The following is an 18,785-nucleotide window of genomic DNA, read 5'->3' on the forward strand; positions in this document are numbered from 1 at the left end:
CGGCGGCGGCGATGTCGGGGATGTGGGCGAGGTCGCCCAGCGGGATCCGACTCGACCAGGCGGTGCGTGCGGGCGAGCCTTCGGGCATGCCCGCCGCGAGCATTTCGGTCAGGACGGGACCGGGGGCCACAGCGTTGACTCGGATCCCGTGGCTTGCCAGTTCGATGGCCGCCCATCGGGTCACTGAGTCGACCGCGGCCTTGCTCGACTCGTAGGCACCCATGCCGGGGGTGGGCTGACGACCGCCGATCGACGAGATGTTCACGATCGTCCCGCCACCGCCCGCGGCGATCCGCTGCCGGGCGAAGGCCTGCGTCATCGCGAATGTGCCAATCACGTTGACCTCAAGGATGCTGCGGTAGGCCTCTGGGGTCAGCTCGGTGACACTGCCGTGCACCGAGAGGATGCCCGCGTTGTTCACGAGCACGTCGACGCCGCCGGTGGCCTCGAGCTCGGCGAACAGTGCGGCGATGGCCGCCGGATCAGTGATGTCGAGCTCTGCTGCGGTCGCGCCGAGTCGCAGGGCGGCCTCCTGTGCGGCCGCGGCGTCGCGGTCCGCGAGAATGACGCGATCGCCCGCGTCGGCGAATGCCTGGCCGAGGCCCTGGCCGATGCCTCCGGCCCCGCCAGTAATGAGAACGGTGCGTGCTGTGGTCACGGTGACTCCAATGTCTGGGTGTGCTCCGGGGTGCCTGGTCTGGAACCCGCGAGATTTATATTATACGATTGTAGAAAATAGCACGGCGGGGTGCCCGGAGCGTTCCGCGGCGGCATCCTTCGGCTGCGAGGAGGCAGTGATGAATGCAGAAGATGGTGCGGCGCAGGGTGCCCGTTCGGGCGGGGGCGGGATGGTTCCGCGCCGGAGGCTCGGGCCTGGTGGGCCCGAGGTGCCCGTGTTTGCCCTCGGGTCGTGGAACATCTGGGACCGGATGGAGGCTGCGGATCGCCGAGCGCTCATCACCCGCGCCGTAGAGGTGGGTGCAGGGTTCTTTGACGTTGCCTACTACAACATGGGTCCGCACGCGGAGGCATCCCGCACGGACCTGTTGTTTGGCGAGGCCATCCGGGATCTGGGGCTCGAACGGGACGAGTATCAACTCTGTGGCAAGCTCTGGCTGTGGGAATATCCGAAGACGGGCTTCGCCGAGCAAATGCGCGTGTCGCTCGATCGCATCGGCGCGGGTCGCGGTGGTCCTGAAGCGTTCGACACGGTGGTCGTGGGCGACTTCATGGGGGAGATTGACATCGCGCAGGTTGTGCGTGACGTGCAGGCCGAACTCGATCGAGGCAGCTTCGCGAGCTGGGGTGTCAATAACTGGCCCGCCGCGGCACTGCAGCTCGCGCTCGACACCGCGGCGAGCGAGGGGCTCACGCCACCGAGCTTCGCGCAGCTCAAGTACGGACTCGTGCGCCGCAGTATGGCCGAGGGTGAGTTTTACGGCAGCTGGTTCAGTGACGGCACCCTCGCACTGCAGGCCTCCGACGCCTTCGAGGGCGGGATCCTCGTGGGCAAACTCGCACCGAAGCGGAAGATCGGTGCCGACGTCGGGGAAATTCGAGAGCGTATCGTTGCCGCCTACCCGGAGGTTGAGCGGATTGCGTCAGGGTATGGGGCGAGCCCCGCACAGCTGGGTCTCGCTTTCTGTCTGGCGAATCCGGCCACTGCAAACGTGCTATTCGGAGCGTCAAGCGTGCGGCAGTTGAACGACAACCTGGGTGCGATCGAGCTGCTGGATCGGGTCGGGGCCGCGGAGCTCCAAAAGGCAACGGTCGAGCTGTGGCTCGACCGCGGGGTGCGCGCGGACGGGGTGTGGTCGCCGTAGCCGCCGCCCAGTGAGGCGGCGCTGAGTGCGGCGGCGCTACGCACAAGCGACCCACTTCCCGCAGTCCCACCGATTCTTGGGTGGAAAGACTGGGGGTAGCGGGTCGCTTGTGTAGTTTCGGGTCGGTTCCGCGGGGTAGCGGGTCGCAACGCTAGGAGTTCAAGAACTCGATTGCCGCAGCTCGGAACTCCGGGCTGTCGAGGGCACCGCGGTGATCGCCGGGGACACGGCGGAGCGTGCCTTCTGCAAGCAGACCCGCCAGGTCTTCGATGCCCTCGGTCATCGAGTCGGCGTCGCCCGCGATGAGGAGGGTGGGCAAGCTCGGCGCGGTGATGCCGGGGGCAAATGGTTCGCTCGCCAGTCCGGGGATGAGGCGTGCGAGCGAGGCGGTGTCCTGCCCCGGGGCCGAGATCATGCCCGCCATCATTCCGACGAGCGGGTGTGTTGCCGGAGTGCCGTTCAGTGCGGCTTCGAGCGCCGCCGGATCCACCGCGCTGAACGGTTCGAAGGGGCTCACGCCACCGAGCACGAGCCTGCGGACGCGCGTGCTGTGCCGGGGGAGGTCCCAAGCGAGCCGGCCGCCGAGTGAATAGCCGACAACATCGACGGGCCCGCGGACTTCGGCCGCGTCGATCGCGTCCACGATGGCGTCGAGTACCCGGGACGTTGTCGCCTCTGCAGGGGAGGCGATCCCGGGGCTTCGCCCGTGGCCGGGAAGGTCAAGCGCGAGCACTGCGCGACCGGCCGCGTGAAGCGATTCGACCCAGCCTGTGGTGAGGTAGTCGGTGTCGGCATCTGAGGTGAAACCGTGGAGCAGGAGTACCGGGGCTGTCTCGGTGGGTGAGCCCGGCGACGTAGTGGGGAAGTGGTGAACTGCGAGTGTCATGGTGAACCTTTCAGCACTGAACGGGGCCGGATTCGCAGGGCGAGGAGGGTGCCCAAGGGTGCCCAGGGTCGGTGCCCAGGGTCGGTGCGATTCTTTTTTCTATGTTAGTAGAAAATAACCACGAAAGTTGCTGGACTTTATTTGTCTACGGTTGTAGAGTTTCCGCAGGCCACTACTGGACACCGCCGTCCCGTGAGCTGCGGGCGGCCGAACACTGAAGGACCCGTTCATGACTGCAACTCCCGACCGTATCGTTGACATTGCCATCGGATTCATGGGGGCGAAACAGCTCGCCGCCGCGAGCCGTATTGGACTCTTTGCCGCACTTTCGAACGGCGGAAAGACAATCGCCGAGCTCGCTGTGGCGACGGGGCGCTCTGAGCGCCAGGTGCGGACACTCGCCGATGCGATGAACAGCCTCGGCCTGTTGGATCGCGCGGCGGGAAGCTACACGCTCGCCGAAGACTCTGCGGCGTACCTCGCGGGGACCGGCAACGTCGACCTCACCCCGTTTCTCGCGTTCCTCGGCGGGATCAGCTACCGTCAGTGGCTCGGATATGACGCCACCGTCGACTCCGACGCGGCCGGCACGCTCGAACTCGACGAGGCCGGTTGGTCTGACTTCATGGCGGGCGTCATGACCTACAACGCGCTGCACGCTGAACAGTTTGGTGCGGCATTCGACTTCAGCTCGTACCGTTCCGCCCTCGATTTCGGTGGCCTCGCGGCAGGATTCTCGGTTGCCGCCATGCAGCAGAATCCCGAGCTGCGCACGCGTTTCGTCTACGCCCCCGGCTTTACCGACTCGATCGCCGAAGCTGCCGCGGACGCAGGTCTCAGCGAGCGGATCAGCGTCGAGGAGGGGGAGACCGAGTCGACGACCCCGGGTGGTGCGCACGACCTGGTGCTGCTCACTCACGTTCTGCATCGCTTCACCGCAGAGCAGAACCAGGCGATCCTTGAGGCGGCGCGCGCGTCAGCGGCACCCGGTGCGACGTTGATGCTGCTCGATTTCTTCCTCGATCAGGATCCGACGCAGCGCCGGATCGACGCGCTGCACGCGGGCGAGTACTTCAATATCGACGGCACCGTTGTGTACCCGGTCACCGAGGTGGAGTCCTGGTTGACGGACGCCGGCTGGGAGTCTGAGCGCATGGTGGATCTGCCCGGCAGCCCCCGCGTGCTCGTGGCCCGCGCGGTCTGAACGGCGTCAGCGTGACCGTCGTGAGTGCGTCATCCGTGCGGGTGGCTGGGATGATTCTGGGGGTCAACGGCCCCCTCGCGCCCACGGCGGTCGGCGCGGTGCTATCGGCAGAGACCCTGCTGCGTAATGCGCCGCCGCCCGCTGGCAATATCGGCCAGGCTGCAAGCGTGAGCGCGTTTGAGCGTGCCCCCGTCACCATCGAGAACCTGGGGCGCTTGCTGCTCGGTGCGGCGAATCGGGACGATCGCACGCTCACCGAGGTCGACGCCGAGGCCGCGCTCCGCGCGCTGCCGCGTGATGGTGTGACGCCGCCGCTTGTTGTGGTGCTCGCCGATTCGGTGACAGGACGCGCCGCTGATCCGGCCGCGCTTCGTCGCCTTTCCCGAGCCACCGGAGTTTCGCTCGTGCGGGGGGTGTTTCCCGATCCGGCGTCCTGGGGGCCCGCACGCCGCGACGAAACGCTTCCCGACTCCGCGGGCATCGTTGGCGCAATTCCGCCCAGCGACGCACACCTCGTGGCCGTGGCTGCCACGGCAGCGGCCCTGACCGGACTCCCGCTGGCGCTGGCCCCTGCGACAGGCTTCAGTGAACTTGCCGCAGCCTTGAGCACCGCGCGTGCCGCAGGGCTCACCGGTGAGCGGATACTTGTCACCGGCGTCAGGCCACTGCTCGCGGCCGCCGGAACCGGCGTCGCAGACGCGCGTCTGGACGAGCTCATCGAACTGCTGGTTTCGAGCGGCGCGTGGTTGTGTGTTGACGATCTCGGCCGGATCCCCACTGTGCGCACCGTGGTGTCGGATCATGACCTGGCGCTCGCGATCCGGCACATGGTGGAGCGGGGCTTGGGGGACCGCATCACCCTGAGCGTGGGACTTCGGAATAAACACAGGCTCACCGCGTTTGGCGGGAATGGCCTGGAGTTTGTGGCCGATCAGTATCTGCCCTACCTCGGCATGTGCGGGGTTACTGACGCCGCGCGTCGCGGGTTGGCAGGCGAAAACGCATCGCGGTTCTTAGTATGCAGCGACGGAGGCACGGCATGACGCCACATTGGAACGCGGGGCGCGCCCGTGGTGCACGACCGGCAACTCTGGCGCTCGATGCGTGTGAAATCCCGGACAGGACCGGCCTCGTGCAGACAGTCCTCGGGCTCGTCGATCCTGCGAAGCTGGGGCCGACGCTCATGCACGAGCACATCTTTCTTGATATCCGGCGTCCGGCGCACTCCCCGAATCCGCGGCCAGGGGAATGGGATGCCGAGGCCGAACTCCCGCTGGAGCTTGCCACGCTGGCGGCTGCTCGACGCGGCCGGGTGAGTGCCGACAACGATATTCTCGGCGACGGTGATCTCATGCGTGAGGAAGTTTCGGACTTCGCGTTGCAGGGCGGCGGCACGATGGTCGAGGTCACCCCGTCAGGGGTGGGACGCGATCCCCGTGCGCTCGCTCGGCTGAGCCGGGCATCCGGGCTGCACCTGGTGATGGGCGCGGGCTGGTATCAGCGGGATCTGCACCCGGCGGGCTTTGCGGAGCGCTCGCTCGAGTCACTGACGGCGGAGATCGTCTCCGACCTTGTGCTCGGGGCGGAGGGCACCGGGTTTCGTTCGGGCATCATCGGGGAGGTCGGCGCTGAGGGAGCGCCGGTACACCCTGAGGAGGTCCGGAGCGTGCGTGCGGCAGGGCGCGCCGCCGCCCTCACCGGGGCCCCGATCACCCTCCATATGGGTGGGATGGGGGAAGAAAAACTGCGTGTGCTCGACGTGCTTGAAGCCGAGGGGGCCGACCCGGCGGGGGTGGTGTTTGGTCACGCGGGGACGATCGCCGATGACATGGGGCTTGCGCGTCGGCTGCTTGCCCGCGGGGTCAGCGTTGAGGCCGATTTCCTGGGAACGACAGGGAGCCCGTGGGGCACGCTGTTCCCGTTCACCGATCGAAGCGTGGCCCGCGGGTTTGCGGAACTCGTCGCTGACGGGTGGGGCGGGCAGCTCGTGTTGGGCGGTGACGTGTGTCAGCGGGTCCAGCTGCGAAGTTACGGCGGGCACGGCTACGGCTACATCGTGGATCATTTCCTCCCAACACTCGCCGAGTTCGGGGTTCCAGATGAGGCTCTCTCGCAGATCATGGTCGACAATCCTCGCCGGATCCTCGCCTTCCGTGCCCCGGGGGCACGAGGCTAGTCCGCGCGGCCCAGGCGTGTCACAAAGTCGCTGACCTGGGCGTCGAGGATGCGCTCGTTCAAGTGGTTCGGGCTCACAACCTGCACAACGGTGGCGCCGATGTTCATCATCACGATTTCCTCGACAAGCTGCTCGTCCGGCGTGCTCGTCACGATATCGCCGTCGGCGCGGCCCTCGGCGAGGTGGGTCATGTAGCTGGCTTTCCAGCTCACCAGGTGTTCGTCGTACCCGCCCGCGAGTTCGGTACTGAAGGCACAACGCTCCCAGAACGAGAGGAGGACGCGCGCTGCGGTCGCGTCCTCAGCTCCGATCGGCAGGGTGTTGCGCATCCATAGCTCAACGGCTTCGATGCCTCGGGTGCCCGAGACTCGCTTCACAAGGTTGTCGCGGATCCGGTTCAGAGAACGCTCGTAAGCGCCCTGGATGATCTGATCTTTGCCCGAGAAGTAGTGCTTGAGGGCACCGTTCGCGAATCCGGCACGAGTGGCGATCTCGCGCATCGTCGCGGCCTCGATGCCGCCCTCCACGATCAATTGCCAGGTGACGTCGACGATGTCCTTGCGCCGCTGATCGTGATCGATAATCTTTGGCATTGCGTGGCCCTCTCGCCGTGATGAGCTTTTATCCTCCACTGTAGACGAAAAACCACTGTGTGGCACTGGAGTTGAGAAGTTGTCCGCGCAAGCACCCTTCTTGACTGTGGCGGCGTTGATTGGCGCCAGGCCTCGACGCCGGTGTGCCCGGCTGTGAGCCTTGAATGATCAAGCACGTGCGACGGCGCCGTGCTGGAGAGGAACCAAACATGTCGGATCAGGGAAGCCTCGGGCAGCGGCCGGGCAGCGTCATCGTGGTGGGAGCCGGTTCGGCAGGCTCCGTACTCGCCAGGCGACTCAGCGACGCGGGGGTTGCCGTGACGCTTGTTGAAGCGGGTGGAGAAGATACGAACCCCGCGATTCACGACCTCAGTCGGATGCCCGAGCTGTGGCACAGCGCGGACGATTGGGACTACTTCACGACCCCGCAGCCCGGCGCGCTCGGCCGTCAGCTGCACTTGCCCCGAGGCAAGGTGCTTGGCGGATCCCACGCGCTCAACGCGACGATCTGGGTGCGCTGCGCGCCCCAGGACTTTGACGACTGGGAAGCGCTGGGCAACGATGGCTGGGGCTGGGCTAACATCCTGCCCGTGTACCGCGACATCGAGCGCTATTCGGGTGGGGCGAGCGAGCTACGCGGCGGCGACGGGCTCCTCGATGTCACCGACGACTACGAGATGACGCCGATCCAGCGCGCCATCCTTGATGCCGGGGTGCAAGAGGGACTGGAACTCAACCCCGACTACAACGGGGCGCGGATCGAAGGGATCTCGCAGCAGCAGATCACACTCCGCGATCACGAGCGCTTCAATACCTATATGGCGTATGTGAAGCCTGTGCGAGATCAGCTGACGATCGAGACCGGCTGTCGGGTAGACGAGCTGCTGTTCGCGGAGGATCAGGGCACCGGTGAGGCCCCCCGAGTGGTTGGCGTGCGCGTCAGTCAGGGGGAGACCGTGCGCGAGCTTTTTGCCGACGAGGTGATCCTCGCGAGCGGTGCGATCGATTCGCCACGCGTGCTGCTGCGTTCGGGCATCGGCCCGGCGGCGGAATTGGCGGAGATTGGCATTACAGCCCGCGTTGATCTCCCCGGCGTGGGGAAGAACCTCCACGACCACCTGCTGTCACCCGTGATCTTCGCGACGGATACCCCGGTGGGGCCGCCCCAGAAGAACGTCTCGGTCACGCAGTCTCATCACTTTTGGAAGAGTAAGCCGGAACTTGACCGTCCGGATACTCAGCCCATCCACTTCTCAGTGCCGATGTACGGTGACAACCTGGAGCCGCGTGGTGCCGATGGGTTCTCGTTGATGGGAGGCATCGTCTCCCCGAAGTCGCGGGGCGAGATCACGCTCACCGGCCCGGGGGCTGACGACCCCATCAGTGTGAATCTCGCGGCGCTGGAGCACGAGGACGACATCGCCGCGCTTGTTGCATCCGTGCGGCAATGCCGCTCGATGGGGACCCAGGCTGCGTTGGCTGCCGCGCCTGCGGACGGCGGATGGGGTGCGACGGAGATCTACCCCGGCCCCGAGATTGGTGATGGCGCGGACCTCGAGGAGTATGTTCGATCTACGGTAGCGACCTACCATCACCAGGTCGGCACCTGCAAGATGGGGGTCGACGAGCTCGCCGTCGTCTCGCCGCGGCTTACGGTGCACGGAGTCGCGGGGTTGCGGGTGATCGACGCCTCGATCATGCCGCGAATTACGACGGGCAACACGAACGCCCCGGCAGTACTGATTGGTGAAATGGGCGCGAAGTTCGTGCTCGCTGGCGAGCGCTAGGAGACGGAGCGGAAGCCAAGCCTGCGCGGGATCCATGGAAGACGCGATCCGGCGCAGTGTGGCGCCGAGGGGACGCACTTTGGGGTCAAACGTCTCATGAAACCCCGAAGTGCGTCCCCTCGATGCTGCGGAGGTGGGGCGGGGCAGGGATGCGGGAGCGGGCGCGGGAGCGGGCGCGGCGTGTCCCGGCTACCCGGGCCCGCCGGCCTCGACCGGGTTGCGCGACACTGTGCGGAAGCCCGCGTTCCCCATCGAGGAGTCAGGGGTGTTGCGGGAGCGGGCCGAGTTTCGGTAGCGATTGCAGTAGGAGGGGTGGCACAGGTAGCTGCCCCCGCGCAATACCCGCTCGGGGGCGGTCTCGGGTCCACGTGGATCGTGCGTCGCGTGCGTTATATAGGCTGTCGCGTCGAATCCGTCTGCGCACCACTCCCACACGTTTCCCACGGTCTGCCACAGCCCGAAGTCGTTCGGGGCGTAGCTGCGGACCGGTGCGGTGCCGATCCAGCCGTCGCTCGCGGTGTTGTGCGCGGGGAAGGTGCCTTGCCAGACGTTCGCTCGCCAGGTGCCGTCGCTGCCGTCGATCGGTGCGTCGCCCCACGGGAAGCAGGCACCGTCGAGCCCACCTCGGGAGGCCCGTTCCCACTCGGCTTCGCTCGGCAGGCGACGTCCCACCCAGGCGCAGTAGGCGGTGGCGTCGTGCCAGCTGACGTGAACGACGGGGTGATCTTCGAGTCCGCGGAGGGAACTCGCCCGCCCGCCGGGATGCCGCCAGCTCGCCCCGCGCACCCCGATCCACCACGGGGTGCCGGGAATCGGGCCGGTGATATCGGCGGTCGGGGCATCAACCAACAGGTGGAACACCGCCGACGCGCCGAGCCGCTCCGCGCTCGTGGTGTACCCCGTATCGGCGACGAAGCGGGCAAATTGCGCGTTGGTGACTGCCGTCGCATCGATCGAGAAACCGTCGAGTGTGACTGTGTGCACGGGGTATTCCCCGTCGACTTCGAGTCCGTCGCCGGAACTGTCGCCCATCGCGAAGCTGCCCGCTGGGATCTCGCACTGGGGGGTGTCGTGGCGAAACTCCCGTGCGCCGGACCGACCCCGGGCTGTCGGGACTGTCGCTGACCGAGCTCGTGCGCGATCCTTGTGAACCGAATCCGCGCGTGGTGCGCAGCACGATGCGCCCTCCTCGAGGCGCGTGTGGAGCTCAGAACTCACCGGACAGATCCCGTCTGCGCACTGAGGCTCGCGAGCAGCGCGTCCAATGCGGCGATCATCCGGTCATCGGTAGCAAACTCGGGCATCAGGAGCCGGATGGTCTGCCACCCCATGTTGGCGGCTGCGATCTCGTCGGACGCGGTCACCAGATTGGTACTGGGGGCAATATCCCCGTCCTCCGCAGCCTCGGCGAGAAACTGCGTAATGCGCGCCCGCCACTGCACCGCGTGCTCACGCTGCGTGACCCAGAACGCGGGATCCTGCGCCGCGTGATTCCAGAAGGCGAGCGCGACCCGGGCGTGCTGGGTGCCGGCTTCCCCGAGGGGGAGCACGACGAGGCACATTGAGCGCAGAGCAGCGAGCCCCCGTTGCTCCGCCGTCGCCGCGGCGATCGCCGCGTCGGCTTCACTGCGGGTGCGGAGGAACGCCGCGAGGAGCAGGCTTTCCTTGTCAGGGAAGTATCGCGCGAACGCGCTGTGCGCGTACCCGGCTTCTGCGGCGATGTTTCGCATAGTGAGTCGCTCGAAGCCGTCTCGGGCGATGACGATCCAGGCGGCACTCGCGATCTCATCCCTGCGGGCATCGTGGTCGACAATTCTGGGCATCGAGGGCTCTCAGGTTGGGGAACGTGGTGTTCCTCAGTGTACGTGATTCTCCACGTGTAGAAAGTTACCGTTCTGTGACATTTAGGAGCCCGTCTCGTGATTACTCTTTAGAGACCAAGTGTTCTCGAAAAGGTAAAGAGGCGTCAATGCAGGATCAGGATGGGGCCCGCGGATACGAAGATTTCCGAGGGATTGTGGGGGAGTTCGCCTCGAACTCCACGCCGTGGTACCCATCTCGCGCACGTGCCCCGAAAGGATCCCCCAATGTCGTTGTGGTGCTCATCGACGATCTCGGATTCAGCGACCTTGGCCCCTTCGGGGGCGAGATCCCTACCCCGCATATCGACGGCGTCGCTCGCCGCGGTCTGGCATTCACGAACTACCACACGGCCCCGGTGTGTTCCCCCGCCCGTGCCTCGCTCATGACCGGGCTGAACCCGCACCGGGCCGGATTTGGGACCGTGGCACATGTGGACCCTGGATACCCCGGTTTCAGCTGCGAACTTCCCGCGACCGCGGCCACGCTCGCTGAGTCGCTGCGCGCCGGAGGGTACGCGACCCTCATGGTGGGCAAGTGGCACTTGACAGTCGAATCGCAGATGCACGATGCGGGGGATCGGTCCTCGTGGCCGGTGCAGCGCGGCTTCGACCGGTACTACGGGTGCATGGACGGGTTCACCTCGATGCATCATCCGCACCGTCTGGTACGCGACAATTCGGTGTTGGATCGGGAAGAGTTCGGGCCGGATTACTACCTGACCGACGATCTTACCCGTGAGGCTGTCACGATGATCGACGAGCTCCGCGCGAACGATGCAGCGAAGCCCTTTTTCCTGTACTTCGCGCATGCCGCCGTGCACGGGCCGCTGCAGGCGAAGGCCGCAGACATTGCCGCTCAGAGAGGACGCTATGAGGCGGGGTGGGACGCGGTGCGACGCGAGCGGTTCGCGCGTCAGCAAGAGCTGGGGATCGTTCCGCGGAGCACGGTCCTCTCCGGCGGAGATCTCCCCGGCGACGCAGACATTCCGTCCTGGGAAGAACTCAGTCCCGAGGACCGGGCTCTCTTTGCTCGGCACATGGAGGTGTATGCAGCCGCGGTCACGGCAGTGGATGAGAGCGTCGGAACGCTCGTCGCGCGACTCCGGGAGCTGGGCGAACTCGAGAACACGATCATCGTGATTGCGAGTGACAACGGCGGCACAGCGGAGGGCGGCCCGACGGGGACCCGGAGCTACTTTTCTCAGTTCGTTGCCGGGCTTCCACTCCCGGATGGTTGGGTCCGGGACGTCCCGCGTGAGCTCGATCTGATCGGGGGGCCGAGGGTACACAGCCACTACCCGAGTGGCTGGGCGAGAGTATCCAACACCCCGTTCCGATCGTTCAAGGGATCCCTCTACGAAGGTGGGGTGCACGCGCCACTCATCGTGTCGTGGCCGGGACGGGCGGACCAGAACGGGGAAACCGGGGTTCGGTCGCAGCGTATCTTCGTGTCGGATCTCACGCCCACAATTCTGGAGCTGACCGGCGTGCCACCGCTCAAGACGCGACACGGGCGCCCCGCACTGTCGTTCGACGGGTCCAGCTTTGCCGCGGTGCTCGACGATCCGGCTGCACCTGGCCGTGGGCTGCAGTACTTCGAGTGCTTTGGATCGCGCTCGCTCGTGTCGCAAGGGATGAAGGCGATTGCCCCGGTGCCTCCGGTGCCCACTGAGGGCGCGACCGGGGGGACCTGGGAACTCTACGATCTTGACGGCGATGCCGGAGAAACTCGAGACCTTGCGGGAGAGCAGCCAGAGCTCGTACACGAGCTTGCGGAGACCTGGCGCAGAGAAGCCTGGCGGAATACCGTGTTCCCGCTCAACGACGACGGCTCGCTCTTCGCGACACGACCCGAGACAGAGCTTGCACTGAGCGAGCCGGTTGTAGTGCCCCCGTTCCGGCCGCCGCTTGAACGCTTCCGCGCCTCCCGGCTTACCGTGCTGCGCTCCTTCGAGATCCAGATCTCCGTGGACACTCGTGCCGACACGGCAGGCGTGATCGTCGCACATGGCGATCAGGGCGGCGGGTATCTTCTTGCGATTGAAACGGGCCGACTGTCCTTTGCCTACAACGCCTACGGTGAGATGCACCGTGCACAGAGCGGAGTTCTCGAACCCGGATCGCATCAGATCGTCGTTGAGTTCACCGAACTCCCGGAGTTGCGCTGGCGGGTGCGGCTGCGCGTGCTCGGCGGAGACGTCACGGAAATCTCAGCGGTACCCATGCTGCTCGGAATGGCCCCGTTTACCGGGATCAGCGTCGGCTACGACTATGGCGGACCCGTGGACTGGGAACTCTACGAACGACACGGAGCATTCCGGTTCGGCGGCGGGACGCTCCATCGAGTGCGCTATGTTCCCGGCGAGCGCTCCCGGTACGACCACACCGTGATCCGGCGCATCGATCAGGCCGTGCTCGCGATCGCCGATTGACCCCGCGGTGCCCGGCCGGGCACCGCGTTTGTACCCAAGGAAGGGAAACCCATGAAACACCAGGTGGCCGCGGTCGCGGCCCTCGCAGCGACGGCGCTGCTGCTCACCTCCTGCAGCGGCTCCTCGCAGACGGGCTCGGGCGAGGCACCCACTGAGCTCCGGATCGGCAACTTCATCGATCTGACCTCTTGGGACACGGCGATCGCGGACATTGGATTCAATGCGCCCTATCTGTCCGCGGTGTACGACCCACTCGTCGCGATTGACGGTTCCGGAGAACCGCAGCCCGCGCTCGCAACGGACTGGGAGTACTCGGAGGATCGGCTCACGCTGACGATGAATCTCCGCGACGATGCGGTGTTCTCGGACGGAACCGTTTTTGATGCGGACGCTGCCGTCACCAATCTTGAGTATTTGCAGGACGGGGCCGTGTCGCGTGAAGCGTATCTCAACGTTTCCGGCGTCACCGCGGTCGACCCAGACACTATCGAGATTACGCTTTCGGCCCGCGACGACCGGTTGCTCTACTTCATGGGTATCGGCCGCAGCTATATGGTCGCACCGAGCGCGCTCGCCGCCGGTACGCTCGCCGAAGCGCCGGTCGGTTCGGGGCCGTACGTGCTCGCCGCGGACACGGTCGCCGGATCGGAATACCATTTCGACCGCGTGGCGGGGCACTGGGCGGAAGCCGAGTTCCCGTTTGAACGCGTCACGGTCATGCCGATGCAGGATCCGAGCGCGCGCAACAATGCGTTTGAGGCTGGGCAGATCGACGTGAGTTACGGGGACGCCACTACGGCCAAGCTCGCCGAAGACAACGGGTGGAACGTGGTCTCACAGACCGCTTCCTGGGTAGGGCTTCGGATCAACGATCACACGGGTGAGCAGCTTGCCCCGCTCGGAGACGTTCGTGTGCGGCAAGCGCTGAGTTATGCGTTCGATGGTCAAGCGTTGCTCGACAGCGTGGGCGAGGGGCAGGGGACTGCCACGAACCAGCTTTTCGCGGCGGGCTTCACCGGCAACGACCCAGACCTGAACGATCGCTACGCGCCGAACCTCACGAAGGCGAAGCAACTCCTCGCCGAGGCCGGCTATGCGGACGGCTTTGCGGTGACGATGCCCATGGCACCGCCCTTCCAAGGATGGCAGCCCGCTGTCGAGCAGGTGTTTGGAGAACTGGGTATCCGCGTGACGTGGGACGAGTTCCAGTATGCGGACTACCAGTCCAACGCGCCAAGCTATCCGATGTTCATCGCCGTGCTGGCCGTCGATTCGAACCCGATCGCGACGATTGCGCGGCAGCTCACGGTGCCGCAGTGGTACATGCCGGAACCCGATATTGCCCAGTTCCCCGAACTCCAGTCGCACGTTGACGGTGTGCTTGCGGCCCCTCAGGGTGCCGAGCAGGACGCAGCGATCGCGAAACTCAATGCGGAGCTGACCGAGCAAGCTTGGCACGTCGTGTGGTACCAGTCGAACAATATCTACGCGAGCGTGCCGAAGGTCACCGTCGAACCGGTGACCGGGATGATGTTCCCAGCACTCCGCCAGATTCAGCCGTCCGCCTAACACGCGTTCGCCCGGACTCGCCCTTCGGCGTGGGGACTCGGCCCCGCGCCGAAGGGCGATTTTTGTGGGGGCTTCAGAAACCTGAAGCTCCCACACCTCACCCTGCGATGTGGTCGCGTGGCGGCGGGGCGCGATCCCGCGCCGCGGCGCTACCCCAGGCCCACCTCGGCCACGGCGAAGCGGAGCACCTGCGCGCCGCCGGTCGCGTAATTCGGAACGTCGGCCTCGACGGCTCGGCCTTCGGGCGAGGCGAGTGCGGTGGCCAGCGCCGCCTCGCTCTCGAATTCCGCCTCGAACACACCAAAGTAGGGGCCGTCGCCGGGCTCGGAGATGCCGAGCGCGTAGCTGATCCGCAGCACCCCGGGCAGGGCTGCGCAGAGCGGCAGGTGCGTGCCCTCGTAGTAGGCAGTGAAGACAGCGCGATCCAGCGGCTCGGGGTAGAGCACCATGAGTTTGTGCACGGCTATGCCTCCTCGGCAGCGTAGACGCGGCGACCCGCGAACCAGGTTTCAGTTACGGCAGTCTGCACAAGCTCGGTCATGGGGTGAGTGAAGGGATCACGGTTCAGCACCACGAAGTCAGCGGACTTGCCGACTGTGAGCGATCCGGTTTCTGCCCCGAGTCCCATCGCTTCAGCACCGTTGACGGTGAACGCGGCAATCGCTTCCTCCAAGTCGATCGCCTGTTCGGGCCAGAGCGTGCCCGGGTAGGTGCCGCTCGGGTCTTCGCGCGTGACGAGACCGTGGATCCCCTCCCACGCATTCGGCGAGGGCGACACCGGCCAGTCGGATCCGCCAGCGACAACCGCGCCCGCGTCGAGGAGTGACCGGTTGGGTTGCATTTGGTCTGCGCGATCGCGGGGGAGCACCTCACGGATCGCCTCGACGATGGGGCCGGGCACCCAAATGAATGGGGAAATGTCCGCGGCAACGCCCAGCGCGGCGAAGCGGGGAACATCGTCGGGGTGCACAAACTGCCCGTGCGCCACCTGGTAGCGGGTGTCGGTAAAGCCTTCGCCCCGGATCACCTCGACCGCGTTGAGCACCGCGTGTACGGAGGCGTCGCCGGTGCAGTGGATCTTCGCGGACAGGCCGACCTGCGCGACGCGGCGGAGCCAGGTGACGAGTTCCTCGGGGTCAAGGAGGGTGTTGCCGTGGTGGTGTGCGCCGTGCACATCGTCGGGAAGATACGGCTCCAGAAACGCGCCGGTGCGAGTGGGAGGCACCCCGTCGAGAAAAATCTTCACGAAGTCGGGTCGGTGATGCTCGGTCCGGTATTGCTCGCCGCCGAAGACGAGATCTTCGCCCACAGTGTCGAAGCCGAAGATTTCATCGTTGATCAGCATGGAGCTGACAACCCAGGCGTTGAGGTCGCCGTCAACGTCGAGCGCACGGAGTGCCTCGAGTATCTGGGTGGAGACGCCGGCATCCTGGAACGAGGTGACGCCGTGGGCACTCAGGATCTCGACGCCGCGCCGGGCTGCTGCCCGTTCCTGCTCGGGCGTGAGCCCGCCCGCAGCAGCCTGCGCCTGGGCGACAGGCACACCCGCGGCCTCGAGGAGCACGCCGGTGGGGCGTTCGCCATCCAGGAGCACGCCTTCGGTCCCCGCGGTGACGCCGGCGAGCTCGAGTGCGCGGCTGCTCACCCAGCGGTTGTGGTGCGAGTCATCGGAGAGCATGACTGGGCGACCGTCCGCGGCCTCGTCGAGTCGGGCCAACGCGGCCGATGTGTTCACATCCCCCAGGCGGTCACTCGCCCACGGCCCGCCCACGACCCACGCGTCTGCGGGCAGGTTGGCGGCGTGTGTACGCACGGCCTCGATGATCCCATCGAGTGTGGCACCGATCGGGATCTGAAGTTCGAAGAGGTCTTCTTTGCCAGCAAGGAAGTGGTGGTTGTGGACGTCAACGAGTCCGGGCATCACGAAGGCCCCGGCGAGGTCTCGGCGCACGGTCTCGGGCCCGGCGATGGCTGCGATGTCGGCGGTGCTGCCCACCGCGGTGACGCGGCCACCCGCGACGGCGAATGCCTCGGCTCGGGGCAGCGCGGGGTCGACCGTGTAGACGGAACCGCCGGTCAGAATCAGATCAGGCGTGGGCTGGGTCATCGGTGACTCCAATCGTGGGTGGGACGGAAGGGAAATCATTGGGGCGCGGTGGTGCCGGATCGCATGCGGGACTCGCTCGCCTCGGCGGTGAGGTGTTGGCGCGGGCCGGTCTCAGCCGTGGGTCCGGGTTCGGAGCACTCCACACTCAGTATTTCAGTGCTGTTCGGGGCGGGATTGACCGTGCGTGCTGCGGTGTTGTCGCTGGGAGTGCGAAGCCCTCCGGGGTGGCGGATCTGGGGCAGAATTGCCGGGCCTGGTGCAACGCAGCGCGGGCGACGTTACCTAGGGACACGGGCTCGACACGGCTCGGGGATGTGGTGGCGTTGAGACTCACAGAGGAGACTGACGATGACACAGCACACCGGCGCGACGATGCCGCTTGGAGTCAAGGGACGCACGGTCGTGATCACGGGAGGAGGCACCGGGATTGGTGCGGCGATCGCGGAACGTTACGCGTCTGAGGGGGCGAACGTGGTGATCGTGGGTCGGCGGATCGAGCCGTTGCAGCTCGTTGCCGAGCGCACCGGGGCCACCCCGATCGTCGCGGACGCTGCCGACGGCGACTCCGCTGCGGCCGCGGTGGCAGAGGTCGTGCAGCGCTTTGGCCGGATTGACGTGCTGGTGCTGAACGCGGGCGGTCACGGCTTCGCCGCGGTGGGTGACACCAGCGACACCGCGTGGGCAGCAGCGATCACGGCGAACCTCTCCACGGGTTTCGTGATGGCGCGAGAGGCACTGCCGGCACTGCTTGACGGTGCCGCGAGTACCGGTGGCAGCGAGATTGTGATCGTGTCTTCGCTCGCGGGGCTCTTCGCCGGCCCCTCAGTCGCAGGCTACACGGTCGGGAAGCACGCGCTCATTGGACTGACCCGCAGCCTCGCCCGTGACTACAGCCGACGTGGGGTGCGAGTCAATGCAGTCTGCCCCGGCTGGGTGCGCACCCCGATGGCTGACGAGGAAATGGACGAGTTCGCGGCTCACGCTCCGGAAATCACGGATCGCGAGGCTGGATACGCCGCGGTCACCCGCGACGTCCCGCTGGGTCGCGCGGCCGAGCCCGCAGAGATCGCATCGATCGTGCGTTTCCTCGGCTCTTCCGACTCGTCGTATATGACCGGGTCCGTGCTTGTGGCAGACGGTGGCGCTCACATCGTGGATCTGCCGACACTCGCGTTTGAGCACGCGGGCATGTAGTCGCGGCCTCGGCGCCGCTGCAGGGGATCTCGGGGCTGGCGCAAAGTACCAGGGCTCTGTTGCGCAGTCCCTGGTCTCCGACTGCGTGCGGATCTAGCGTGGAAACGCGCGCCCGAGTCCCGGGCGGCGGATCGATCGGAGTCGATGATGACCACCCAGCACGAGCACCTGTTTGTCCGAAACATGACCAGCATCGCCTCAGACCTCGTCTACGAGGGGCAGGCCGCTGGGAAACCGCTGCCCCCAAACGTCACCGAGCCGCTCGGTTTGATGCGGCCCGCGGACGTCGCGGAGAGCCCGATCCACATGAGCTACAACTGGATCATGCCCACGGACAGCCCCGTGCACTGGGTCGACGGGCACGTGCACGACTATGACGAGGTGCTGATTTGGACCGGCAGCGATCCAGCGCACCCCGGGGACCTCGGAGCGGTCGTCCGGTTCGAGATGGACGGGGTGCCGTACACGTTTACGACCTCCGGTGCGGTGTTTGTACCCGCGGGAGTGCCGCACTGCCCGCTCGGGTTCGAGAGCGTCACCCGGCCATTCACCTTCAGCGCGCTCTCCCTGACCTCGGAATACACGAAGGATCGCGCAGAGGCCTGAGCCTCCGGGCCGGACCGGAGGCTCTGGCGCTGGCGATGCGGATTCGGCGGGGGTAAGCTCGGCCCAAGATCGGGGGAGCGGCGAGAGGAAGCACCGCGTGACCCCGGGAGCCAGTGAGCCACCACCTGAGTGCGCGACGCAGCGCGAGCAGAAGCCACACGGCCCTGCCGTCATGCAACTGGGGCCGGAGTCGGCGGCCGTGTTCCGCTCTGAGTCGCACCGGCACGATTACAGTACCGTGCTCGTGCTCACCGCGGGCGAGGGGCAGCACCGAGTTGACGGCGTCGAACAGCAGCTCCGCCCTCCCCAGGTCATTCTGCTGGGCGAACGGCAGACACACGGCTGGCGCGTCCCAGCACCGCCGCGCGGGTTCGCGGTGCGGTTCACCCCGAGCGAACTGGACGCCGTGGTTCGGCTCCCGCACGCGGTGCGCGCTGGGACCACCCTCGGACTGGTGCCGGTTCGGCCGAGCGCGCGGAGCTGGTCGCGGCTCGCGATGCTGCTGCGCCTGCTCGGGGCCGCGGGGGCTGAGGATGCGGGGGCCGG

The 18,785-nt window shown here is 66.5% G+C and carries 17 protein-coding genes; 10 read left to right on the top strand and 7 right to left on the bottom strand.

Features of this window, described 5'->3' with window-relative positions; genetic code table 11:
* Positions 1-658: SDR family NAD(P)-dependent oxidoreductase (locus FM113_RS11920; RefSeq protein WP_087014976.1), on the bottom strand; the 658-nt coding region annotated here is incomplete at its 3' end.
* Positions 659-797: 139 nt separating this feature from the next.
* On the opposite strand from FM113_RS11920, the gene FM113_RS11925 reads away from it, so the two are divergent.
* Positions 798-1,823: an aldo/keto reductase gene (locus FM113_RS11925; RefSeq protein ID WP_087014978.1), complete on the top strand. Its 1,026-nt coding sequence runs from the start codon at positions 798-800 to the stop codon at positions 1,821-1,823.
* Between the two features lie 151 nt (positions 1,824-1,974).
* Here FM113_RS11925 and FM113_RS11930 read toward each other — a convergent pair whose 3' ends face one another.
* The gene (locus tag FM113_RS11930) at positions 1,975-2,709 is read right to left on the bottom strand and encodes an alpha/beta fold hydrolase (protein ID WP_087014981.1); all 735 of its coding nucleotides are present in this window, start codon (positions 2,707-2,709) and stop codon (positions 1,975-1,977) included.
* 229 nt (positions 2,710-2,938) lie between these two features.
* On the opposite strand from FM113_RS11930, the gene FM113_RS11935 reads away from it, so the two are divergent.
* Genes FM113_RS11935 through FM113_RS11945 form a run of 3 tightly spaced genes read left to right on the top strand, consistent with a single transcriptional unit; the run spans position 2,939 to position 6,089 of the window.
* Positions 2,939-3,913 carry a methyltransferase gene (locus tag FM113_RS11935; protein ID WP_087014982.1) on the top strand — a complete coding sequence of 325 codons (975 nt, stop codon included), beginning with the start codon at positions 2,939-2,941 and terminating at the stop codon, positions 3,911-3,913.
* A 20-nt stretch (positions 3,914-3,933) separates the two neighbouring features.
* On the top strand, positions 3,934-4,956 hold the full coding sequence (locus FM113_RS11940; RefSeq protein ID WP_140393358.1) for a hypothetical protein: 1,023 nt from the start codon (positions 3,934-3,936) through the stop codon (positions 4,954-4,956).
* The gene (locus FM113_RS11945; protein WP_087014986.1) at positions 4,953-6,089 is read left to right on the top strand and encodes a phosphotriesterase; all 1,137 of its coding nucleotides are present in this window, start codon (positions 4,953-4,955) and stop codon (positions 6,087-6,089) included. Before FM113_RS11940 ends, FM113_RS11945 begins: the two co-directional genes overlap by 4 nt.
* Here FM113_RS11945 and FM113_RS11950 read toward each other — a convergent pair.
* Positions 6,086-6,682, bottom strand: a complete 597-nt coding sequence (locus FM113_RS11950; protein ID WP_087014989.1) for a TetR/AcrR family transcriptional regulator — start codon at positions 6,680-6,682, stop codon at positions 6,086-6,088. The genes FM113_RS11945 and FM113_RS11950 overlap by 4 nt on opposite strands.
* Before the next feature lie 209 nt (positions 6,683-6,891).
* On the opposite strand from FM113_RS11950, the gene FM113_RS11955 reads away from it, so the two are divergent.
* On the top strand, positions 6,892-8,469 hold the full coding sequence (locus FM113_RS11955; protein ID WP_087014991.1) for a GMC family oxidoreductase: 1,578 nt from the start codon (positions 6,892-6,894) through the stop codon (positions 8,467-8,469).
* Between the two features lie 189 nt (positions 8,470-8,658).
* On the opposite strand, the gene FM113_RS11960 is transcribed toward FM113_RS11955, so the two are convergent.
* Both FM113_RS11960 and FM113_RS11965 read right to left on the bottom strand, forming a co-directional pair.
* Positions 8,659-9,501 carry a formylglycine-generating enzyme family protein gene (locus FM113_RS11960; protein ID WP_254908992.1) on the bottom strand — a complete coding sequence of 281 codons (843 nt, stop codon included), beginning with the start codon at positions 9,499-9,501 and terminating at the stop codon, positions 8,659-8,661.
* A 182-nt stretch (positions 9,502-9,683) separates the two neighbouring features.
* Positions 9,684-10,292, bottom strand: a complete 609-nt coding sequence (locus tag FM113_RS11965) for a TetR/AcrR family transcriptional regulator (RefSeq protein WP_087014993.1) — start codon at positions 10,290-10,292, stop codon at positions 9,684-9,686.
* Between the two features lie 146 nt (positions 10,293-10,438).
* Between FM113_RS11965 and FM113_RS11970 the strand changes: the two genes are divergently transcribed.
* Entirely contained in the window at positions 10,439-12,763 is a 2,325-nt protein-coding gene (locus FM113_RS11970; RefSeq protein ID WP_087014995.1) for an arylsulfatase, read from the top strand.
* Between the two features lie 51 nt (positions 12,764-12,814).
* Positions 12,815-14,332 (top strand): ABC transporter substrate-binding protein, encoded by a 1,518-nt coding sequence (locus FM113_RS11975; protein ID WP_087014997.1) that lies wholly within the window; start codon positions 12,815-12,817, stop codon positions 14,330-14,332.
* A 149-nt stretch (positions 14,333-14,481) separates the two neighbouring features.
* Here the strand turns inward: FM113_RS11975 and FM113_RS11980 are convergent, their stop codons facing one another.
* Positions 14,482-14,793, bottom strand: coding sequence for an EthD family reductase (locus FM113_RS11980; RefSeq protein WP_087014999.1), 312 nt, complete (start codon positions 14,791-14,793; stop codon positions 14,482-14,484).
* A 2-nt stretch (positions 14,794-14,795) separates the two neighbouring features.
* Positions 14,796-16,439: an amidohydrolase gene (locus FM113_RS11985; RefSeq protein WP_087015001.1), complete on the bottom strand. Its 1,644-nt coding sequence runs from the start codon at positions 16,437-16,439 to the stop codon at positions 14,796-14,798.
* Positions 16,440-16,787: 348 nt separating this feature from the next.
* On the opposite strand from FM113_RS11985, the gene FM113_RS11990 reads away from it, so the two are divergent.
* The 3 genes from FM113_RS11990 to FM113_RS12000 form a co-directional block, all read left to right on the top strand.
* A complete protein-coding gene (locus FM113_RS11990; protein WP_254908993.1) occupies positions 16,788-17,633 on the top strand; it encodes an SDR family NAD(P)-dependent oxidoreductase in 846 nt (281 codons plus the stop codon).
* A gap of 147 nt (positions 17,634-17,780) precedes the next feature.
* Complete coding sequence (locus tag FM113_RS11995; protein ID WP_087015003.1) at positions 17,781-18,239, top strand: hypothetical protein; 459 nt, start codon at positions 17,781-17,783, stop codon at positions 18,237-18,239.
* A gap of 97 nt (positions 18,240-18,336) precedes the next feature.
* Positions 18,337-18,785, top strand: a 449-nt coding sequence (locus FM113_RS12000) for an AraC family ligand binding domain-containing protein (RefSeq protein WP_176387201.1), incomplete at its 3' end; no start/stop codon positions are given.

Source organism: Leucobacter sp. 7(1) (assembly GCF_900163635.1).
Taxonomy (GTDB): Bacteria; Actinomycetota; Actinomycetes; order Actinomycetales; family Microbacteriaceae; genus Leucobacter.

Bases quoted from the DNA above. Each gene is read 5' to 3' on its own strand.
- FM113_RS11925 (WP_087014978.1), top strand. From the start codon at position 798: ATGAATGCAGAAGATGGTGCGGCGCAGGGTGCCCGTTCGGGCGGGGGC.
- FM113_RS11930 (WP_087014981.1), bottom strand. From the start codon at position 2,709: ATGACACTCGCAGTTCACCACTTCCCCACTACGTCGCCGGGCTCACCC.
- FM113_RS11935 (WP_087014982.1), top strand. From the start codon at position 2,939: ATGACTGCAACTCCCGACCGTATCGTTGACATTGCCATCGGATTCATG.
- FM113_RS11945 (WP_087014986.1), top strand. From the start codon at position 4,953: ATGACGCCACATTGGAACGCGGGGCGCGCCCGTGGTGCACGACCGGCA.
- FM113_RS11950 (WP_087014989.1), bottom strand. From the start codon at position 6,682: ATGCCAAAGATTATCGATCACGATCAGCGGCGCAAGGACATCGTCGAC.
- FM113_RS11955 (WP_087014991.1), top strand. From the start codon at position 6,892: ATGTCGGATCAGGGAAGCCTCGGGCAGCGGCCGGGCAGCGTCATCGTG.
- FM113_RS11960 (WP_254908992.1), bottom strand. From the start codon at position 9,501: ATGGGCGACAGTTCCGGCGACGGACTCGAAGTCGACGGGGAATACCCC.
- FM113_RS11965 (WP_087014993.1), bottom strand. From the start codon at position 10,292: ATGCCCAGAATTGTCGACCACGATGCCCGCAGGGATGAGATCGCGAGT.
- FM113_RS11970 (WP_087014995.1), top strand. From the start codon at position 10,439: ATGCAGGATCAGGATGGGGCCCGCGGATACGAAGATTTCCGAGGGATT.
- FM113_RS11975 (WP_087014997.1), top strand. From the start codon at position 12,815: ATGAAACACCAGGTGGCCGCGGTCGCGGCCCTCGCAGCGACGGCGCTG.
- FM113_RS11985 (WP_087015001.1), bottom strand. From the start codon at position 16,439: ATGACCCAGCCCACGCCTGATCTGATTCTGACCGGCGGTTCCGTCTAC.
- FM113_RS11990 (WP_254908993.1), top strand. From the start codon at position 16,788: ATGACACAGCACACCGGCGCGACGATGCCGCTTGGAGTCAAGGGACGC.
- FM113_RS11995 (WP_087015003.1), top strand. From the start codon at position 17,781: ATGACCACCCAGCACGAGCACCTGTTTGTCCGAAACATGACCAGCATC.